Annotated in this window: 13 protein-coding genes; 11 read left to right on the forward strand and 2 right to left on the reverse strand. The window is 62.1% G+C overall.

The genetic code is table 11. The features are described from left to right. Positions 1 to 11 precede the first annotated feature (11 nt). The 3 genes from C9990_RS12510 (at position 12) to C9990_RS12520 (ending at position 4,875) form a co-directional block, all read left to right on the forward strand. A complete protein-coding gene (locus tag C9990_RS12510) occupies positions 12 to 2,129 on the forward strand; it encodes a TonB-dependent receptor domain-containing protein (RefSeq protein ID WP_106803463.1) in 2,118 nt (705 codons plus the stop codon). 1,274 nt (positions 2,130 to 3,403) lie between these two features. Continuing rightward, positions 3,404 to 3,946 carry a sigma-70 family RNA polymerase sigma factor gene (locus C9990_RS12515; RefSeq protein ID WP_065907399.1) on the forward strand — a complete coding sequence of 181 codons (543 nt, stop codon included), beginning with the start codon at positions 3,404 to 3,406 and terminating at the stop codon, positions 3,944 to 3,946. Beyond that, a complete protein-coding gene (locus C9990_RS12520; RefSeq protein WP_106803464.1) occupies positions 3,943 to 4,875 on the forward strand; it encodes a FecR family protein in 933 nt (310 codons plus the stop codon). Before C9990_RS12515 ends, C9990_RS12520 begins: the two co-directional genes overlap by 4 nt. On the opposite strand, the gene C9990_RS12525 is transcribed toward C9990_RS12520, so the two are convergent. After that, positions 4,872 to 6,689, reverse strand: a complete 1,818-nt coding sequence (locus tag C9990_RS12525; RefSeq protein ID WP_106803465.1) for a sigma-54-dependent Fis family transcriptional regulator — start codon at positions 6,687 to 6,689, stop codon at positions 4,872 to 4,874. The two genes, C9990_RS12520 and C9990_RS12525, sit on opposite strands and share 4 nt — an antisense overlap. A gap of 261 nt (positions 6,690 to 6,950) precedes the next feature. On the opposite strand from C9990_RS12525, the gene C9990_RS12530 reads away from it, so the two are divergent. The 6 genes from C9990_RS12530 to C9990_RS12555 all read left to right on the forward strand — a co-directional run bounded on the left by C9990_RS12530 (position 6,951) and on the right by C9990_RS12555 (position 12,926). Then, entirely contained in the window at positions 6,951 to 8,045 is a 1,095-nt protein-coding gene (locus C9990_RS12530) for an ABC transporter ATP-binding protein (protein WP_065907391.1), read from the forward strand. Next, a complete protein-coding gene (locus C9990_RS12535) occupies positions 8,045 to 9,142 on the forward strand; it encodes an ABC transporter ATP-binding protein (protein ID WP_106803466.1) in 1,098 nt (365 codons plus the stop codon). The genes C9990_RS12530 and C9990_RS12535 overlap by 1 nt, the downstream gene beginning before the upstream one ends. Then, on the forward strand, positions 9,139 to 10,005 hold the full coding sequence (locus C9990_RS12540; RefSeq protein WP_005789024.1) for a carbohydrate ABC transporter permease: 867 nt from the start codon (positions 9,139 to 9,141) through the stop codon (positions 10,003 to 10,005). Before C9990_RS12535 ends, C9990_RS12540 begins: the two co-directional genes overlap by 4 nt. Before the next feature lie 10 nt (positions 10,006 to 10,015). Then, positions 10,016 to 10,816, forward strand: a complete 801-nt coding sequence (locus tag C9990_RS12545; protein ID WP_003232361.1) for a carbohydrate ABC transporter permease — start codon at positions 10,016 to 10,018, stop codon at positions 10,814 to 10,816. 11 nt (positions 10,817 to 10,827) lie between these two features. Beyond that, positions 10,828 to 11,100, forward strand: coding sequence for a DUF2160 domain-containing protein (locus C9990_RS12550; RefSeq protein WP_003232363.1), 273 nt, complete (start codon positions 10,828 to 10,830; stop codon positions 11,098 to 11,100). Positions 11,101 to 11,183: 83 nt separating this feature from the next. After that, positions 11,184 to 12,926, forward strand: coding sequence for an ABC transporter substrate-binding protein (locus C9990_RS12555; RefSeq protein ID WP_106803467.1), 1,743 nt, complete (start codon positions 11,184 to 11,186; stop codon positions 12,924 to 12,926). Between the two features lie 846 nt (positions 12,927 to 13,772). On the opposite strand, the gene potE is transcribed toward C9990_RS12555, so the two are convergent. After that, positions 13,773 to 15,101, reverse strand: a complete 1,329-nt coding sequence (gene potE / locus C9990_RS12565; RefSeq protein WP_106803469.1) for a putrescine-ornithine antiporter — start codon at positions 15,099 to 15,101, stop codon at positions 13,773 to 13,775. Positions 15,102 to 15,442: 341 nt separating this feature from the next. Between potE and C9990_RS12570 the strand changes: the two genes are divergently transcribed. Both C9990_RS12570 and C9990_RS12575 read left to right on the forward strand, forming a co-directional pair. Continuing rightward, on the forward strand, positions 15,443 to 16,816 hold the full coding sequence (locus tag C9990_RS12570) for an iron-containing redox enzyme family protein (protein ID WP_106803470.1): 1,374 nt from the start codon (positions 15,443 to 15,445) through the stop codon (positions 16,814 to 16,816). An 11-nt stretch (positions 16,817 to 16,827) separates the two neighbouring features. Next, positions 16,828 to 17,772, forward strand: coding sequence for a class I SAM-dependent methyltransferase (locus tag C9990_RS12575; protein ID WP_106803471.1), 945 nt, complete (start codon positions 16,828 to 16,830; stop codon positions 17,770 to 17,772). Positions 17,773 to 17,832 lie beyond the last annotated feature (60 nt).

The raw sequence follows: 17,832 nt of genomic DNA on the forward strand, positions 1-17,832 counted from the left end.
GACCTGCCTCGATGCTGCTGCGCCAACCTCCGCTCTTTTTTGCCGCCCTGACCTTCAGTTCGCTGGTGCAGGCCGAAGACCTGCAACTGGCCCCGGTCGAAGTCACCAGCAGCGAGGCGAGTGCTGGTGAAGTCGCCCAGGCACAACTCAAGAGCGTGCCCGGCGGCACCAATTTCATCGACATGAACAGCGTGCAGCAGGGGCGGGTGAGCACCAACGAAGATGTGTTCAAGTACCAGGCTGGGGTGTACGCCAAGGCGGCGAATAATGAAGGGGTGAAGCTGTCGATTCGCGGTTCCGGCCTCAATCGCAGCCCGGGTTCGCATGCCTCGGGGCTGTATGAAATGTTCGATGGCTTGCCGCTGACCGGCCCCGGCGGGACCCCCTATGAGCTCAAGGACCCCTTGTGGCAAAGCCGCGTCGAGGTGCTGCGCGGTGCCAATGGCTTTGACCAGGGCGCATTGGCCTTGGGCGGCGCGGTCAATTATGTGACCCGCACCGGCTACGATGCGCCCAAGCTGCAGCTGCGCTATGAGGCCGGCAGCCGTGGCTACGCCCAACGCGAGATCAGCTCCGGGCAAGTGCTGGGGGATGCCGACTACTACATCAGCCTCACCGACTCCGAGTCCGACGGCTACCAACGCCAGAGCGCTGCCTCGGGCAAGGGCGTGGCGGCCAACTTCGGCTACCGCTTCAACCCGGACCTGGAAACCCGTTTCTATTTCCGCTACCGCGAAACCACCAACGACACCCCCGGCAAACTTACCCGTGCGCAGATCAGCCACGACCCGCGTGCGGCCAACAGCCTTAACGCCGCCCGCGACTCCAAGCGCCTGCAACCGGGCTCGACCTGGATCGCCAACAAGACCACCCTGCACTTGGACGACAGCTCCCGCGTCGAAGTCGGACTGGCCTACCACGACTATCCGATGGACCTGCGTGAAGGCACCAACCGCCTGAAGGTTGCCTACACCGACATCAGCAGCACCCTCAATTACATTCGCCAGGACACGCTGTTCGGCCACGACAGCACCACCACAGTCGGCCTGCGCACCACCCAGGCGATGCCCAACAACGGCGCGTCGGAATATGTACGCACGCCCGCCGGCAATACGGCCACCTACGCACCCGGAACCAAGACCCGCGACTACAGCTACCTGGGCTCCGACACCGTGCTGCATATCGGCAACGACCTGGAGCTGGTCCCGGACCTGTGGCTGACCACCGGCCTTGCGGCGATCTACACCCGCCGCGAAACCCAGGTGACCTACCCCGAAGGCCAGGCGCCGCTGAGCCAGCATGACTGGGACTACGCCCCGCGCATCGGCCTGCGTTATGACTTCACCCCGCAATTGCAGGTGTACGGCAACCTGAGCCGTTCGGTCGAGCCGCCGCACGCCTGGTCGATGATCTGGGGTTCCAACAAATACTTCGGCCCAGGCAGCGGCCCGGCTACTGGCCTGCAGCGTGAAGGCGTCAGCCTGAAAAACCAGACCGCGACCACCCTGGAGGTCGGCGGCCGAGGCGAAGCGTGGATCGGCCAGTGGGACCTCGCGCTGTACCGTTCAGAAGTGCGCCACGAGCTGCTCAGTGTGGAAACCCAGGCCCAGACCTCTTCCAGCAATGCCATCATTGCCGAATCCAACGCCAGCCCCACCGTGCACCAGGGCGTGGAACTGAGCCTGCTCAGCCCGTTATGGGAAGGCGGCCGCAGCGGCCAGGTGGCCCTGCGCCAGGCCTACACCTTCAGTGACTTCCACTACCGCGACGACGACCGTTTCGGCGACAACAGCTTGCCGGGCATTCCCAAGCACTACTACCAGGCCCAACTGCGCTACAGCCACCCGACCGGTTTCTACACCAGCCTCAACACCGAGTATTCCTCGCGTGTGGCGGTGGACTACGCCAACTCCTACTACGCCGCGTCCTACACGACCTTGGGGGCGACCTTCGGCTACGAAGCGCCCAAGCAGGACTGGCAAGCGTGGGTCGACCTGCGCAACCTCACCAACCGGCGCTACGCCAACACCGTCACCCCCGGCTACGACGACAAAGGCCTGGACACGGCCCGCTCGACCCCGGCAGACGGTCGCGGCATATACACCGGCGTCTCGTGGAGCTGGCGTTAACCCGCCGCGACCGCCCCGCCGTGGTGAGCTTGTCGTGATGAATGCGCTTGTTGTGGCTGCCAGGCTTGTTGTGGGGGGGCGGGCTCGTTGTGATGACCGAGCTTGTTGTGATGATGAGCTTGGCTTGTTGTGGCTACCAGGCTTGTTGTGGCGAGCGGGCTTGCCCCGCGTTGGGTGGCGAAGCCGCCCCATTAAGACCCAACGCAATAAACCTGACACTCATCGCCAGCAGTGACAGGGGCTGCTTCGCAGCCCAACGCGGGGCAAGCCCGCTCACCACAAGGGGGCGGGGCCTGGCCCACTTGATCTCGGCACGAAGCCGTGTCACCGGCGGACCGTGAACGTAGCCTCAACCTGCAGCGACCGCCGCCTATGGTAAATAGGCTTATTGTGATGACGGGCTTGGCTTGTTGTTGCTGGCAGGCTTGTTGCTGCTGCCAGGCTTGTTGTGGCGAGCGGGCTTGCCCCGCGTTGGGTGGCGAAGCCGCCCCATTAAGACTCAACGCAATAAACCTGACACTCATCGCCAGCAGTGACAGGGGCTGCTTCGCAGCCCAGCGCGGGGCAAGCCCGCTCACCACAAGGGGCTGGGCATGGCCCATTTAATCTCTGCAGCGCGCCGTGGCACAGACGGAGCGTGAACGTAGTATCCACCTGCAGCGACCGCCGCCTGTGGTGAATAGGCTCATTGTGATGAAGGGCTTGGCTTGTTGTTGCTGCCAGGCTTGTTGTTGCTGCCAGGCTTTTTGTGGCGAGCGGGCTTGCCCCGCGTTGGGTGGCGAAGCCGCCCCATTAAGACTCAACGCAATAAACCTGACACTCATCGCCAGCAGTGACAGGGGCTGCTTCGCAGCCCAACGCGGGGCAAGCCCGCTCACCACAAGGGGCGGGGCCTGGCCCACTTGATCTCGGCACGGAGCCGTGTCACCGGCGGACCGTGAACGTAGCCTCAACCTGCAGCGACCGCCGCCTATGGTAAATAGGCTTATTGTGATGACGGGCTTGGCTTGTTGTTGCTGGCAGGCTTGTTGTGGCGAGCGGGCTTGCCCCGCGTTGGGTGGCGAAGCCGCCCCATTAAGACTCAACGCAATAAACCTGACACTCATCGCCAGCAGTGACAGGGGCTGCTTCGCCGCCCAGCGCGGGGCAAGCCCGCTCACCACAAGGGGGCGAAACTTTCCCTGGCGCATCGGGCAGGCGCTCTTGCTCCTACACCGATTTACTGGCATTGTTTGCGCAATTGGTAACTCTTCCCATTTGAGATCTTTTTGCGCATGCATGACATTCCGGCCGCGCTGGGCGATTCAGAGCGTCAGCAGACCCTTACGGCGATGTACAGCGAGCACCACGGCTGGTTGCACGGTTGGCTGCGCAAAAAACTCGGCTGCTCCCAGTATGCTGCCGACCTGGCCCACGACGCGTTTATCCGCGTGTTGATGCTTGCCGAACCGCAGAATATCAAGGAACCACGGGCGTTCCTGGCCACCACGGCAGGGCGGTTATTGATCGACGGCGCACGGCGTCGGCGCATCGAAAAAGCCTACATGGAAGCCCTGGTAATCCAATGCGAAGACGCCGGCATGCCCGACCCGGCCGCCATCCATGTGGCGCTGCAAGCGCTGGAGCGCATCGCCGAAATGCTCGCCGGCCTGCCGGCCAAGGCGCGAGAAGCCTTTCTGTTGAGCCGCCTCGACGGCCTGACCTACAGCGAAATCGCCACGCGCCTGGAGGTGTCCTCCAGCACCGTCAAAAACTACATCTCCAGCGCCCTGGTGCACTGCTACCACAGCCTGCATGCGGCAGATCCGCTGGCATGAACTCCGAACAGATCATTCAACAAGCGGCGAATTGGCTGACACGCCTGCACGACGAAGACGTCAGCGACGCCGAGCGCCAGGCATTCAACACCTGGTGCCAGGCCGATCCACGCCATGCGGTGGCTATCGAACGCATGCGCGTCCTGTGGGGCAGCCTCGATGCTGTGCCTGCGCAACCGGCACGCGTGGCACTCAACCGGGCCTTCGCCCCGCGGCGTCCGCGGGCTACTCAGGTGGTGGGGCTGCTTGGCGTCTTACTGTGCGGCTGGCTGGGCCTGGAACACCTGCCGGTATGGATGGCCGACCAGCGCACCGGCGTCGGCGAGCGTCGCCAGATCGCCCTTGAAGACGGCAGCCAGCTGCAGCTCAACAGCAATTCGGCAGTCGACGTGAAATTCGACGGCCACCAGCGCGTCATCGAGTTGTTGCAAGGCGAACTGTGGGTCGATGTCGCCAAGGACGCGCAACGGCCCTTCGTGGTGCGCACTGACCAAGGCACCGCGACCGCCCTGGGCACGCGTTACCTGGTCAAGCGTGCGCCGGACGGCACCACCGTGGTGACCGTGATCGAGTCCACCGTCGCGGTCAAAGGCCAGACCAATGAAGGGGTCAGCGTCACCGCCGGCCAGCGCTCGGTCCTCGACCATGGCCGCGCCCAACCGCCACAAGCCGTCGGCAACACCGACGCGGACGCCTGGACCCGTGGCCTGCTCAAAGTCAACGACCAGCCGCTGAGCGAGGTGCTGCAAACCCTGGCCAGTTACCGTCACGGCCTGGTGCGCTACGACCCGCAGGCCCTGCAGAACCTGCGCGTGTCCGGCGTATTCAAGCTGGACGACACCGCTGCGGCGCTCTCGGCCCTGGCCGACAACCTGCCGATTCAGGTGGAGTACTTCACCGACCTGCTGGTGGTGGTCAAGCCGCGCTAGCCTTCGTGCTGGCGCAGGCGCTTGTACAAGGTGTTGCGGCTCACCCCCAGCTCCCGCGCCAGGTGGGAAATATTCCCGCCGGCCGCTTTCAGGCGCTGGGCCAGGTCGATGCTGTCATCCAGGTACTCGCTGGTGGGCGGCGGCGCGGCGACATTCAGGTCGACAAAGAAATCATCTGGCAGGTGCTCCGGGCGAATCGGCTGCTCCTCAGCCATCGCCAACGCCACCTGCAACACACTGCTCACCTGGCGCAAATTGCCCGGCCAGGGGTGCTGCTCGAACAGGGCCAGCACCTCGGCACTGAGGCCGGCCCATTGGGTCGGCTCGCGATGTTGCTGCCACAGCTGTTGGAACAGCGCGCGCTTGTCGCTGCGTTCGCGCAGCGGCGGTAGCTCGAGGGTCAGGCCACCGATGCGGTAGTACAAATCCTCGCGAAAACGCCCGGCCTGCACCTGCTCGCGCAGCGCTCGGTTGGTGGCCGAGATGATGCGCAGATCCACCGGGAACAGCTCACTGCTGCCCACCGGCTGCACGCAGCGCTCCTGCAACACCCGCAGCAGGCGTGCCTGGGTCGGCAGCGGCATGTCGCCGATTTCATCCAGAAACAGCGTGCCCTTGTCGGCCTTGCGGATCAGGCCAATGCTGCCTTTTTGATTGGCGCCGGTAAACGCGCCTTTTTCGTAGCCGAACAGTTCCGATTCCACCAACTCGGCAGGAATCGCCGCACAGTTCACTGCGATAAATGCCTGCTGACTGCGGGAACTCGCCTGGTGCAGGGCCTTGACGAAAACTTCCTTGCCCACGCCGGTTTCGCCGTGGATCAGCAGCGGAATGTCCTTCTCCAGCAAGCGTTCGGCCTGGCGCACGGCCTTTTCCACGCGCGCATCGCCAAAGTGCAGGGTGTTCAGGCCAATGGCCGCCGGCTTTGGCGGCGTGGGTTGGCTGAACACCCGCGCCTGCACCGGCATTTGCTTGGGCCGTTTCAACAGGCACTGGAAACGGTTGCGTCCAGCCGCCTGCAGCGAAAACGGCAGGCCCTCGGGCTGATTGAGCAACTCCAGCAGCGAGACCTTGAACAAACTGTCGATCATCACCCGTGACAGATTGATGCCCAGCAGGTTGTCGGCGCGACGGTTGGCCGACAGCACCTGGCCGCTTTCATCGAAGATCAACAGGCCGGCCCATTGGCTGTCGAGGTTGCTCAGGCCGGTGTTGAAGGTCAGTTGAAAATGCTCGCCGCGAAACAGGTTGAGGATCAGCCGGTTTTCCACGGTCTGGCTCATCATCTTGACCATGCCCAGGGTGTGGGAGGGCGGCAGGTAGCTGTCGCTGGACACATCCAGTACCGCGATGATCTCGCGCTGCGCGTCGAAGATCGGCGCCGCCGAGCCGGTCATGAAGCGGTTGGCCTTGAGAAAGTGTTCGTCATGTTCGATATGCACCGCCTGCGCACAGGCCAGCGCAGTGCCGATGGCATTGGTGCCGCTGGAGCGCTCCATCCAACTGGCGCCGGCGCTGAACCCCCGGGCCAGCTTGGGTTCGATAAAACGCTGGGTGCCCCAACTGGTCAGCACCTGGCCCTGGTTGTCGGCCAGCATGATCAGGCAGTTGGAGTTGCTGAGGATGTTTTCGTAGTAGGGCAGCACCTCCTGATGGGTGGTCTGCACCAGGGAATGCTGGCTTTCGAGCAATTGGCTGATGCCCTCGGCAGGCAGCTGATCGAAGCTGGGCGTGCTCTGATGGTCCAGCCCAAACGCGCGGCAGCGGCGCCAGGATTCCTGGATAAGGGTGTCGTGAGCCAGTGGTTCGGCCATGGGGTGACCTGCATTTTTATTGTTATGGGGTGTTGCACAATCCAACCATTGAAACCGGGTCAAAATGTCCTGTGTTGGTGGTGAGAGTGTTGTTCAGAACTGTTCATTGTCAACCCCGTGACTGTTCAGTTGTTCACCTGGAGTGTTCAAACACGAACATCGGGTTTTCCCATTTCCTTACACATCAAGCCCTTGCCGTTTTGGCACGAAACTCGCTCTGACAACTGGCCAGATTCATTCCAATAATAAAAAGGTCGTGTCATGTCATTGACCCTGGAAAATGTCTCCCGCGTTGTCGAAGGCCAAACCTGGATCGACGACGCCAGCCTGCGTTTCGAAGCCGGCTCCTTCAACGTATTGCTCGGCCGCACACTCTCCGGCAAGACCAGCCTGATGCGCCTGATGGCCGGCCTGGACAAGCCCGACAGCGGCCGCATCCTGATGAACGGCGTGGACGTCACGCAAAAGCCGGTGCGCTTGCGCAACGTGTCGATGGTCTACCAGCAATTCATCAACTACCCGACCATGACGGTGTTCGAAAACATTGCCTCGCCGTTGCGCCAGGCCGGTGTTTCCAACGAGCTGATCCAGAGCAAGGTGCTGGAAACCGCGAGGATGCTGCGCATCGAGAAATTCCTCCAGCGCCACCCGCTGGAGCTGTCCGGGGGGCAGCAGCAACGCACGGCCATGGCCCGTGCGCTGGTCAAGGATGCCGAGCTGATCCTGTTCGATGAGCCGCTGGTCAACCTGGACTACAAGCTACGTGAAGAGCTGCGTCAGGAAATGCGCGAGCTGTTCAAGGCGCGGCATACCATCGCCATCTACGCCACCACCGAGCCCAACGAGGCCCTGGCCCTGGGCGGCACCACCACGATTCTTCACGAAGGCCGGGTGATCCAGAGTGGCAAGGCCGCCGAGGTCTACCACCAGCCGCAGACCGTGCTGGCCGCCGAGCTGTTTTCCGAACCGCCGATCAACCTGATGCCGGGGCGCATCAGCGGCAACGAGGTGAGTTTCGCCAATTTTGTGCACTTCCCGCTGAACGTCGACCTGCGCCCGATTGGCGAAGGCGAATTCCGCTTCGGCGTGCGCCCCAGCCATATCAGCCTGGTGCCGAGCAACGACGATGACCTGGAGCTGGCAGTGACCGTGGAAGTCGCCGAAATCAGCGGCTCGGAAACCTTCCTGCATGTGCGCAGCGAGCATTTCCTACTGGTGCTGCACTTGCCGGGCGTGCACGAGTACGACGTCGACGCGCCGATCCGCGTGTATATCCCCACCCATAAACTGTTTGTGTTCGATGCCCAGGGCCGTCTGGTCCAGGCTCCCGGACGCCGTGTCGCGAGGGTTGCCTGATGGCCGAGATCCATTTGCAGAACCTGGCGCACAGCTACAGCCCTACACCGACAGGGCCTGAAGACTACGCGATCCGGGAAATGAACCACGTATGGGAGCAGGGCGGTGCCTACGCCTTGCTCGGGCCCTCGGGCTGCGGCAAGTCGACCCTGCTCAATATCATCTCCGGGCTGCTCAGCCCGTCCGAGGGCCAGGTGCTGTTCGATCACAAGGTGGTCAACGAGCTGACGCCTGAACGGCGCAATATTGCCCAGGTGTTTCAGTTCCCGGTGGTGTACGACACCATGACGGTGTTCGACAACCTGGCCTTTCCTCTACGAAACCAGGGCATGGCCGAGGCGAAAATTCACAGCAAGGTGCAGGAAATTGCTGAGGTGCTCGACCTGCAAAACCTGCTGACCAAGAAAGCCCGCAACCTCACCGCCGATGAAAAACAGAAAGTCTCCATGGGCCGTGGGCTGGTGCGCGACGATGTGTCGGCGATCCTGTTCGATGAGCCGCTGACGGTGATCGACCCGCACCTCAAATGGAAGCTGCGGCGCAAGCTTAAACAGATCCATGAGCAGTTCAACATCACCATGGTCTACGTCACCCACGACCAGTTGGAGGCCTCGACCTTCGCCGACAAGATCGCAGTGATGTACGGCGGGCAGATTGTGCAGTTCGGCACGCCGCGTGAGCTGTTCGAGCGGCCGAGCCACACTTTTGTCGGCTATTTCATCGGCAGCCCTGGGATGAATCTGATCGAGGTGCAGGCCGAATCCGGCGGGGTGCGCTTTGCCGGTACTCATCTGCCCCTGTCCGCGGCACTGACCCAGCGTATTGCCGATACGGACTACAAGAAACTGCAGGTGGGCATCCGCCCGGAATTTATCCACGTGTGGGACGAGTACAACCCTGACGCCTTGCAGGCCGCTGTCACACACCTCGAGGACCTCGGCACCTACAAGATCATGACCCTTACGCTGGACGGTGCGCCCCTGAAAGTGCGTCTGGCCGAAGACAAACCGGTGCCTGAAGGCACGGCGTCCATCAGTTTCCCGGCGCAATGGCTGATGGTCTACGCCGACGATTACCTGCTGGAGGTGCTGCCATGAACAAGGTGCAGAACAACAAGGCCTGGTGGCTGGTGTTGCCGGTGTTCCTGCTGGTGGCGTTCAGTGCGGTGATCCCGATGATGACCGTGGTCAACTACTCGGTGCAGGACATCTTCGACCAGTCCAGCCGCTACTTCGTCGGCGCCGACTGGTACAAGCAGGTGCTGCTCGACCCGCGCCTGCATGACTCATTGCTGCGCCAGTTCATCTACTCGGCCTGCGTGCTGCTGATAGAAATCCCACTGGGCATCGCCATCGCCCTGACCATGCCGACCAAGGGGCGCTGGTCGTCGCTGGTGTTGATCATCCTCGCCATTCCGCTGCTGATCCCCTGGAACGTGGTCGGCACCATCTGGCAGATTTTCGGCCGCGCCGATATCGGCCTGCTCGGCTCGACCCTCAACGCCATGGGCATCAGCTACAACTACGCGGCCAACACCATGGACGCCTGGGTCACCGTGCTGGTGATGGACGTGTGGCACTGGACCTCACTGGTGGCGCTGCTGTGTTACTCGGGCCTGCGCGCGATTCCGGATGTGTACTACCAGGCGGCGCGGATTGATCGGGCCTCGGCCTGGGCGGTGTTCCGACATATCCAGTTGCCGAAGATGAAGAGTGTGCTGCTGATCGCGGTGATGCTGCGCTTCATGGACAGTTTCATGATCTACACCGAGCCTTTCGTGTTGACGGGTGGCGGACCGGGTAACGCGACTACCTTCCTCAGTCAGACGCTGACCCAGATGGCTGTAGGTCAATTCGACCTTGGCCCGGCGGCTGCGTTTTCCCTCGTGTATTTCCTGATCATCCTGTTGGTGTCCTGGCTGTTCTACACCGCCATGACCCACTCCGACGCCAACCGCTGAGGCCGCCAACATGAGCAAGAGAAAGCTGATTCCGCTGCTGATCTACATCCTGTTCCTGCTGGTGCCGATCTACTGGCTGCTGAACATGTCCTTCAAGAGCAACACCGAAATCCTCGGCGGCCTGACGCTGTTTCCGCAGGATTTCACCCTGGCCAACTACAAGGTGATCTTCACCGATCCCAGCTGGTACACCGGCTACCTCAACTCGCTGTACTACGTGAGCCTGAACACGGTGATTTCGTTGAGTGTGGCGCTGCCGGCGGCGTATGCGTTTTCGCGCTACCGCTTCCTCGGCGACAAGCACCTGTTCTTCTGGCTGCTGACCAACCGCATGGCGCCGCCGGCGGTGTTTCTGCTGCCGTTTTTCCAGCTGTATTCGTCCATCGGCCTGTTCGACACGCACATCGCCGTGGCCCTGGCGCATTGCCTGTTCAACGTGCCGTTGGCGGTGTGGATCCTGGAAGGCTTCATGTCCGGCGTGCCCAAGGAAATTGACGAAACTGCCTACATCGACGGCTACAGCTTTCCTAAATTCTTCGTGAAGATTTTTATCCCCTTGATCGGCTCCGGCATCGGCGTGACGGCGTTTTTCTGCTTCATGTTTTCCTGGGTCGAGTTGCTGCTGGCGCGCACCCTGACCTCGGTCAACGCCAAGCCCATCGCGGCGGTGATGACGCGCACGGTCTCGGCGTCGGGTATCGATTGGGGCGTGCTGGCAGCGGCGGGGGTGTTGACCATCCTGCCGGGCATGCTGGTGATCTGGTTTGTTCGCAACCACGTGGCCAAGGGCTTTGCCCTGGGCCGGGTCTAGAGGAATCGATGATGGAATGGATGGCCTGGACCACCCCCACCGCGCTGTTCTTTGGTGGTATCGCCCTGATTCTGGCGGGCATGACCACCTGGGAGCTGCGTTCGCCGAGCATCCCCCGGCGCGGTTTTCTGCCGATCAGCACCACCCGTGGTGATCGCTTGTTTATCGGTCTTCTCGGCAGCGCCTACCTGCATTTGCTGGTCATCGGCGTTACCGACTGGAGCATCTGGGTGGCGTCCGCGCTGTCCCTGGTATGGCTGTTGAGTGTGATGCGTTGGGGCTAGTACTCGCCCTGCAGGCGCCGGCAAGCCGGCGCCTGCAGGGATTGTGTTCGCAGGTCCCGTTTGAAACTAACCAGGAGGTCTCTATGTTCGATAAAAACAATAAGCTGCGACATAGCATTTCATTGGCCGCCGTATTGGCCCTCAGCGGTTTGAGCGCCACGGCCTGGGCCGATGCGTACGAAGATGCGGCGAAAAAATGGATCGGCAGCGAATTCAAACCGTCCACCCTCACGGCCGACCAACAGCTCGAGGAGCTGAAGTGGTTTATCAAGGCCGCCGAACCGTTCCGTGGGATGAAGATCAATGTGGTGTCGGAAACCCTTACCACCCACGAGTACGAGTCCAAGGTGCTGGCCAAGGCCTTCACGGAAATCACCGGGATCAAGCTGACCCACGACCTGCTGCAGGAAGGCGACGTGGTCGAGAAGCTGCAGACGCAGATGCAGTCCGACAAGAATATCTATGACGGCTGGGTCAACGATTCCGACTTGATCGGTACGCACTTTCGCTATGGCAAAACCGAATCGATCACTGACCTGATGGCCAACGAAGGCAAGGATTTCACCTCGCCGACCCTGGATATCAAGGACTTTATCGGCATCTCGTTCACCACCGCGCCGGACGGCAAGATCTACCAGCTGCCCGACCAGCAGTTCGCCAACCTCTACTGGTTCCGCGCCGACTGGTTCGAGCGTCCGGAGCTGAAAGCCAAGTTCAAGGAAAAATACGGTTACGACCTCGGCGTGCCGGTGAACTGGTCGGCCTATGAAGACATCGCCAAGTTCTTCAGCGAAGACGTCAAGGAAATCGACGGCAAGCGCATCTACGGGCACATGGACTACGGCAAGAAAGACCCATCCCTGGGCTGGCGCTTCACCGATGCCTGGTTCTCCATGGCCGGCGGCGGCGATAAAGGCCTGCCCAACGGCTTGCCGGTGGACGAGTGGGGCATTCGCGTGGAGGACTGCCATCCGGTGGGCTCCAGCGTGACCCGTGGCGGCGACACCAACGGCCCTGCTGCGGTATTCGCCACGCAGAAATACGTGGACTGGATGAAAGCCTACGCACCACCGGAAGCGGCGGGCATGACCTTCTCGGAATCTGGGCCGGTGCCTTCGCAAGGCAATATCGCCCAGCAGATTTTCTGGTACACCGCGTTTACCGCCGACATGGTCAAGCCGGGCCTGCCGGTAGTGAATGCCGACGGTACGCCGAAGTGGCGCATGGCGCCGTCGCCGGTCGGGCCTTATTGGGAAAAGGGCATGAAGAAGGGCTATCAGGACGTGGGTTCCTGGACGTTCCTCAAGTCGACCCCGGAGAAACAGAAACTCGCGGCCTGGCTGTATGCGCAGTTCGTGACTTCGAAGACCGTCTCGCTGAAGAAAACCATCGTTGGCCTGACACCGATTCGTGAGTCCGATATCAATTCCCAGGCCATGACCGACATGGCGCCCAAACTCGGCGGCCTGGTGGAGTTCTACCGCAGCCCGGCCCGCGTCGAGTGGTCGCCGACCGGCACCAACGTGCCGGACTATCCACGCCTGGCACAACTGTGGTGGAGCAACATCGCCGCCGCCGCCAGCGGCGAGAAAACCCCGCAACAGGCCCTCGACAACCTGGCCAAGGAGCAGGACGCGATCATGATGCGCCTGGAACGCTCCAAGGTGCAGCCGGTGTGCGGTCCGAAGATGAACCCCGAGCGTGACGCGCAATACTGGTTCGACCAACCGGGCGCGCCGAAACCAAAACTCGCCAACGAGAAACCCAAGGGCGAAACCGTGGCCTACGGCGATCTGCTCAAGCAGTGGGAGGCAGCGCGTAAATAAACGCTCCAGTTAGCGGATGTGGGGGCGGGCTTGCTTGCGGTAGCGGTGTGTCAGTCGCTGAATTGGGTGACTGATCCACCGCCTTCGCGGGCAAGCCCGCTCCCACATTTGGTGTGTATTTCAAGGCTGGAATCGAGTTGTACCATCTGCTCAAATGCCAGTGAGCACCTCGAATCCCAAGCCCAACAGCAATCAAAACTGTGGGAGCGGGCTTGCCCGCGAATGCGGTGTGCCAGTCGCTGAAAAGGGTGACTGATCCACCGCCTTCGCGGGCAAGCCCGCTCCCACATTCGGCGTGTATTCCAATGCTGGGATGGGGTTGTACCGTCGTCGAAACTGTTGTCGAAACGCCTCTAATCTCAAGCCCAAACACCAATCAAAACTGTGGGAGCGGGCTTGCTCGCGAAAGCGGTGTGCCAGTCGCTGAAAGGGTGACTGACCCACCGCCTTCGCGAGCAAGCCCGCTCCCACATTTGGCGTGTGTTCCAAGTCTGGAATCGGGTTGTACCACTCGCTCAAATGCCGCTGCAACATCTCGGCCGCCCGCCCCAACAGCAATCAAAACTGTGGGAGCGGGCTTGCCCGCGAAAGCGGTGTGCCAGTCGCTGAAAAGGGTGGCTGATCCACCGCCTTCGCGAGCAAGCCCGCTCCCACATTTTGGATGTATTTCAAGGCTGGAATCGAGTTGTACCATCTGCTCAAATGCCGTTGCAGCTCCTCGGCCTCCAGCCCCAACACCGATCAAAACTGTGGGAGCGGGCTTGCCCGCGAAAGCGGCTTGCCAGTCGCTGAAAAGGTTGGCTGACCCACCGCCTTCGCAAGCAAGCCCGCTCCCACAGTTGACCTTTATGTACCAGGAGCCCAGACCTGTTCCTCGACAAAGCGCCTGGCCAGGAATCCATACAGCAAATACCCGAACGCCAGCACCAGCATCGCGCCAAATACGGCCTCTTCGCCGCAGGCATAAATCGCGTACAGCGAGTACCCCACGGCTACCAGCACTACCAGCGTATTACGCGCCTGCACCGCTGCAGTGGCGCGTGCCTTGTGCATCATTACCAGCAAGCCGGTGAGGGCGGTCACGTAGGGCACCAGGTTGGTCACCACTGCCAGGTTCACCAGTTTGCTGAATTGCGCGCTGGCTGTTGGCGAGATGGTCGACAGGGCAATCAGGCTTTGCAGCGTCGCACACGCGAGCAGTCCGAGTACCGGCGCATTTGTCGCGCTGACCCGGCTGAAAAAGGCCGGAAACAGACGCTGGTCCGCTGACATCTTGGCCGTCTGCGCCAGGGTGAACTGCCAGCCCAGCAGTGAACCGATGCACGCCACCACGGCCAGCGCCATGATCACTTCACCCACCCAGGGCGTGAACATCTGCGCATACACCAAGGCAAACGGCGCCGAAGACTCGGCCAACTGCGCATTTGGCACGATGCCCTGGATCACCGCCGTCGACAGCACGTACACCAACGCCGCGCCCAGGGTGCCGAGCAGGCAGGCCAGCGGCACGGTGCGCTGGGGCTCTTCCACCGCGTCATAGCCTTGCGCCGCCGACTCCATGCCGAGAAATGCCCACAGCGTCAGCGGAATACTCGCACCGATGGCGTCCCACAGTTCCAGCTGATTAGGGTTCCAGGCCGCCACAAACACCTCGGCCTTGAAGTAGAACCAGCCGATCACACACAGCCCCACCACGGGAATGATCACGCCCCACACCGTCACTACCCCGATGCGCCCGGTCAGGCGCGGGCCGCCGAAGTTGGCCACGGTGGTCAGCCAGATCAGCGCCAGGCTGCCGATGAACAACGGCAGCGGCCCGCTGCCCAGCCACGGCACAAACGACGACAGATAACCCACGGCTGAAATAGCAATCGCCACATTGGCGATGATCAGCGACAGAAAATACAGAAACGAGCACAGGAAAAATCCCGACTTGCCGTGGGCCTCTTCGGTATACGCCGACATCCCGCCGGTGCGCGTACAGAACAGTCCGCACTGGGCAAAGCCATACGCGATGGCCATCGAGCCCACTGCCGTGATCACCCACGACAACAACGAAATCGCGCCCAGCTGCGCCATGCTCGCCGGCAACATGATGATGCCCGAGCCCATCATATTGATCGTGACCAGCGTGGTCAGGCCCAACAGGCTCATCTTTTTGCTTGGCTCGGGCATGGTCGTTCCTTGGATTGGCGGGGGAACACTGCCCCAGTGGTGAGGGGCACCTTGTGTAGAGGCAACTTACTGCGTTGCGTGGGCTTTGTGTATCAAGTGAGCTTTTTTTGTGCGGAGTAACGTTTTTCGGGTGCCCATTGGCTCGCCGAAACGCCCATCCCCGCCTCGGCGGGTGTACGGACTGGGCCATCTATAACCGCCGATCCGCCCCTTCTTAACCCCGATTGAATTTTCCGCACACCCCGATGCTCTGCACTGTTAGAAGCGTGTGGTTTTCAGCGCTCTTGTGGGGCTTCCTTGTTGGGAGGCCGGTTGCATCGGACTTTGCGGACACTGCCATCATGACGCTTTTTACAGCGCTGTCGGGCCAACCGGCCTCCCTTACCCAGCCGGGCCAGTGCCAGCGGGTGTATCAACAGCTGCATGGCGAAACTGCGGGTGCAGAAGAGGTCGCGCGGGCATTTATTCGCACGCAATTGGCACAGTTGCGCGACGTGCCCGGCGAGTTGCCCGAGGCGCCCGAGCAATTGCCCGCGTGGGTCGAGCAGCGCTGCGCCGAGGTGGCCCAGACTTATGCCGATTACCTGGAGCAACGCCAGCAAGGCCAGTCACGCCGCTATTTCCAGAACAAGGCCCATGCGTTGTACTTCCTGCAGCGCGTGGCGCCGACCAAACACGTCGACGGCGCCTGGCTCAACGGCCTGCTGCGCTATTGGCAGGACCCGCGTTTCGACGGCCTGCTCACCACCTACCTTGAAGAGTTGGGCGACGGTGAGGCGGCGCAGAATCATGTGCTGATCTACCGCAAATTGCTCAGCGAACACGATGCCGACAGCGACGCCGGCCTGGAAGACAGCCATTACCTGCAAGGCGCGCTGCAACTGGCGCTGGGGCTGTGTGCCGAGGAGTTCCTGCCGGAGATCATCGGCTACAACCTGGGCTATGAGCAGTTGCCCTTGCACCTGTTGATCACCGCGTACGAGCTGAGCGAGCTGGGCATCGACCCGTACTACTTCACCCTGCACGTGACCATCGACAACGCCAGCAGCGGCCACGCGTGCAAGGCCGCGCAGTCGGTGCTGAATTTATTGCCGCTGGGCGAGGGCAGGGCGGACTTCTATCGCCGGGTGGCCGACGGGTACCGGCTCAACGACCTCGGCCTGGGCACCACCGCGGTGATCAGCCGGTTCAATCTGCAGGACGAAGTGGTGGCGATGCTCGAACGCAAGCGCACGTTCGGCCAGCACATGCATTCGGACTACTGCCGCTTCGAGGGCCAGACCGTCAATCAGTGGCTGGCCCAGCCGGGGCAGATCGGCGCCTTTCTCCAGGCCCTGGAAGACAAGGGCTGGATCAAGCGCAACCAGGACCCGGCCGACAGTCGTTTCTGGCAATTGATCGAAGGCGCCGGCGCGGCGATGTTCGGCGTGTTCAGCGGCTACGAAAAACAGCTGCTGCATGACTGGATCGCCGGTGAGTGGGTCAGCAGCCAACGCGTGCCCCCGGTACGGCCAGGGCGCGGTAGCCGCTTCTCGCGCGAGCAGCACCGCCCGGCGGATCCGGACACCCAGGCGCTGGTGGATTCGCTGTGGAACCTGTCCGACGAGCAGCAGCTCCAGGCATTGATTCCCTGGCTGTCGGCGCGGCGCCATTGCACGCCTGCCGGTCTGTACGCCACCCGACGTTTTATCCAATTGCGCGCGCGCCTGCGCTGAGGTCCTTGCCCATGTCTGCACAACAACTCGCCGACCGCGCCTTGCTCAACCTGGGCCGGGGGTTGAAGGAGCACGGCTACCGGTTCATCACGCCGACGCCGTTGACCCATGAGCGGGTCTATCAACGCTTGCCCACGCCACTGGCGGTCGACCTGCGTGATGTCTTTGGCTGGTCGATGCCGTTTGACAATCAACTGTTGCCCGAAGCATTCCGGGAAGAGTTGCAGCAGGCCGATGTGATCGAGAAGCACGACGCGCTGTGGCGCAGCGCGGTGCGTTGGTCGAGCCTGGATGATCTGCTGCTGGCCCACTCGGCGTACCCCACCACACAATCGGATGCGGTGTTTTTCGGACCGGACAGCTACCGCTTCGCGCACCTGCTCGAAGCCCATCTGCAACAGCGCGGCGAGCCGATCACCCGCGCCGTGGACATCGGCTGCGGCGCCGGTGTCGGCGCGCTGGTGGTCGCCCGCGCGCGGCCCGACGCCGAGGTGCTGGCAGTGGACATCAACCCGCGTGCCTTGCGCCTCACGGCGGTGAACGCGGAGCTGGCGGGACTGGCCAACGTCAGTGCCTACCACAGCGATGTGCTGGGCAGTGTCGAGGGCGAATTCGACCTGATCGTCGCCAATCCGCCCTATATGAACGACGACCGTCAGCGCGCCTATCGGCATGGCGGCGGCGCGCTGGGTGAGCAACTGTCGGTGCGTATCGCCAGCGAATCACTCGGGCGCCTGGCCCTTGGCGGCAGCCTGGTGCTCTACACCGGCGTGGCGATCGTTGCCGGTGAAGACCCGTTTCTGGCGGCGGTCAAGCCGCTGCTTACCAGCGACGCTTTCGGTTGGACCTACCGCGAACTCGATCCCGATGTGTTCGGCGAAGAGCTGGGCAAACCGGGGTATGAGCGCGTGGAGCGAATTGCCGTGGTCGCGCTCACCGTCACCCGTTTGCGCTGACCACTCATCAGGTGTGGACGCACGCTGGAGGAACGCTCGCCGGCTCGACCGCCCTTATCT

The sequence above is a fragment of the Pseudomonas sp. S5D5 genome, from assembly GCF_003013355.1.
In the GTDB taxonomy this organism is placed as follows: Bacteria; Pseudomonadota; Gammaproteobacteria; order Pseudomonadales; family Pseudomonadaceae; genus Aquipseudomonas; species Aquipseudomonas aylmerensis.

Excerpts from the sequence above, each read along its gene's own strand:
- C9990_RS12510 (WP_106803463.1), top strand. The coding sequence starts at position 12 with ATGCTGCTGCGCCAACCTCCGCTCTTTTTTGCCGCCCTGACCTTCAGT.
- C9990_RS12515 (WP_065907399.1), top strand. The coding sequence starts at position 3,404 with ATGCATGACATTCCGGCCGCGCTGGGCGATTCAGAGCGTCAGCAGACC.
- C9990_RS12520 (WP_106803464.1), top strand. The coding sequence starts at position 3,943 with ATGAACTCCGAACAGATCATTCAACAAGCGGCGAATTGGCTGACACGC.
- C9990_RS12525 (WP_106803465.1), bottom strand. The coding sequence starts at position 6,689 with ATGGCCGAACCACTGGCTCACGACACCCTTATCCAGGAATCCTGGCGC.
- C9990_RS12530 (WP_065907391.1), top strand. The coding sequence starts at position 6,951 with ATGTCATTGACCCTGGAAAATGTCTCCCGCGTTGTCGAAGGCCAAACC.
- C9990_RS12535 (WP_106803466.1), top strand. The coding sequence starts at position 8,045 with ATGGCCGAGATCCATTTGCAGAACCTGGCGCACAGCTACAGCCCTACA.
- C9990_RS12540 (WP_005789024.1), top strand. The coding sequence starts at position 9,139 with ATGAACAAGGTGCAGAACAACAAGGCCTGGTGGCTGGTGTTGCCGGTG.
- C9990_RS12545 (WP_003232361.1), top strand. The coding sequence starts at position 10,016 with ATGAGCAAGAGAAAGCTGATTCCGCTGCTGATCTACATCCTGTTCCTG.
- C9990_RS12550 (WP_003232363.1), top strand. The coding sequence starts at position 10,828 with ATGGAATGGATGGCCTGGACCACCCCCACCGCGCTGTTCTTTGGTGGT.
- C9990_RS12555 (WP_106803467.1), top strand. The coding sequence starts at position 11,184 with ATGTTCGATAAAAACAATAAGCTGCGACATAGCATTTCATTGGCCGCC.
- potE (WP_106803469.1), bottom strand. The coding sequence starts at position 15,101 with ATGCCCGAGCCAAGCAAAAAGATGAGCCTGTTGGGCCTGACCACGCTG.
- C9990_RS12570 (WP_106803470.1), top strand. The coding sequence starts at position 15,443 with ATGACGCTTTTTACAGCGCTGTCGGGCCAACCGGCCTCCCTTACCCAG.
- C9990_RS12575 (WP_106803471.1), top strand. The coding sequence starts at position 16,828 with ATGTCTGCACAACAACTCGCCGACCGCGCCTTGCTCAACCTGGGCCGG.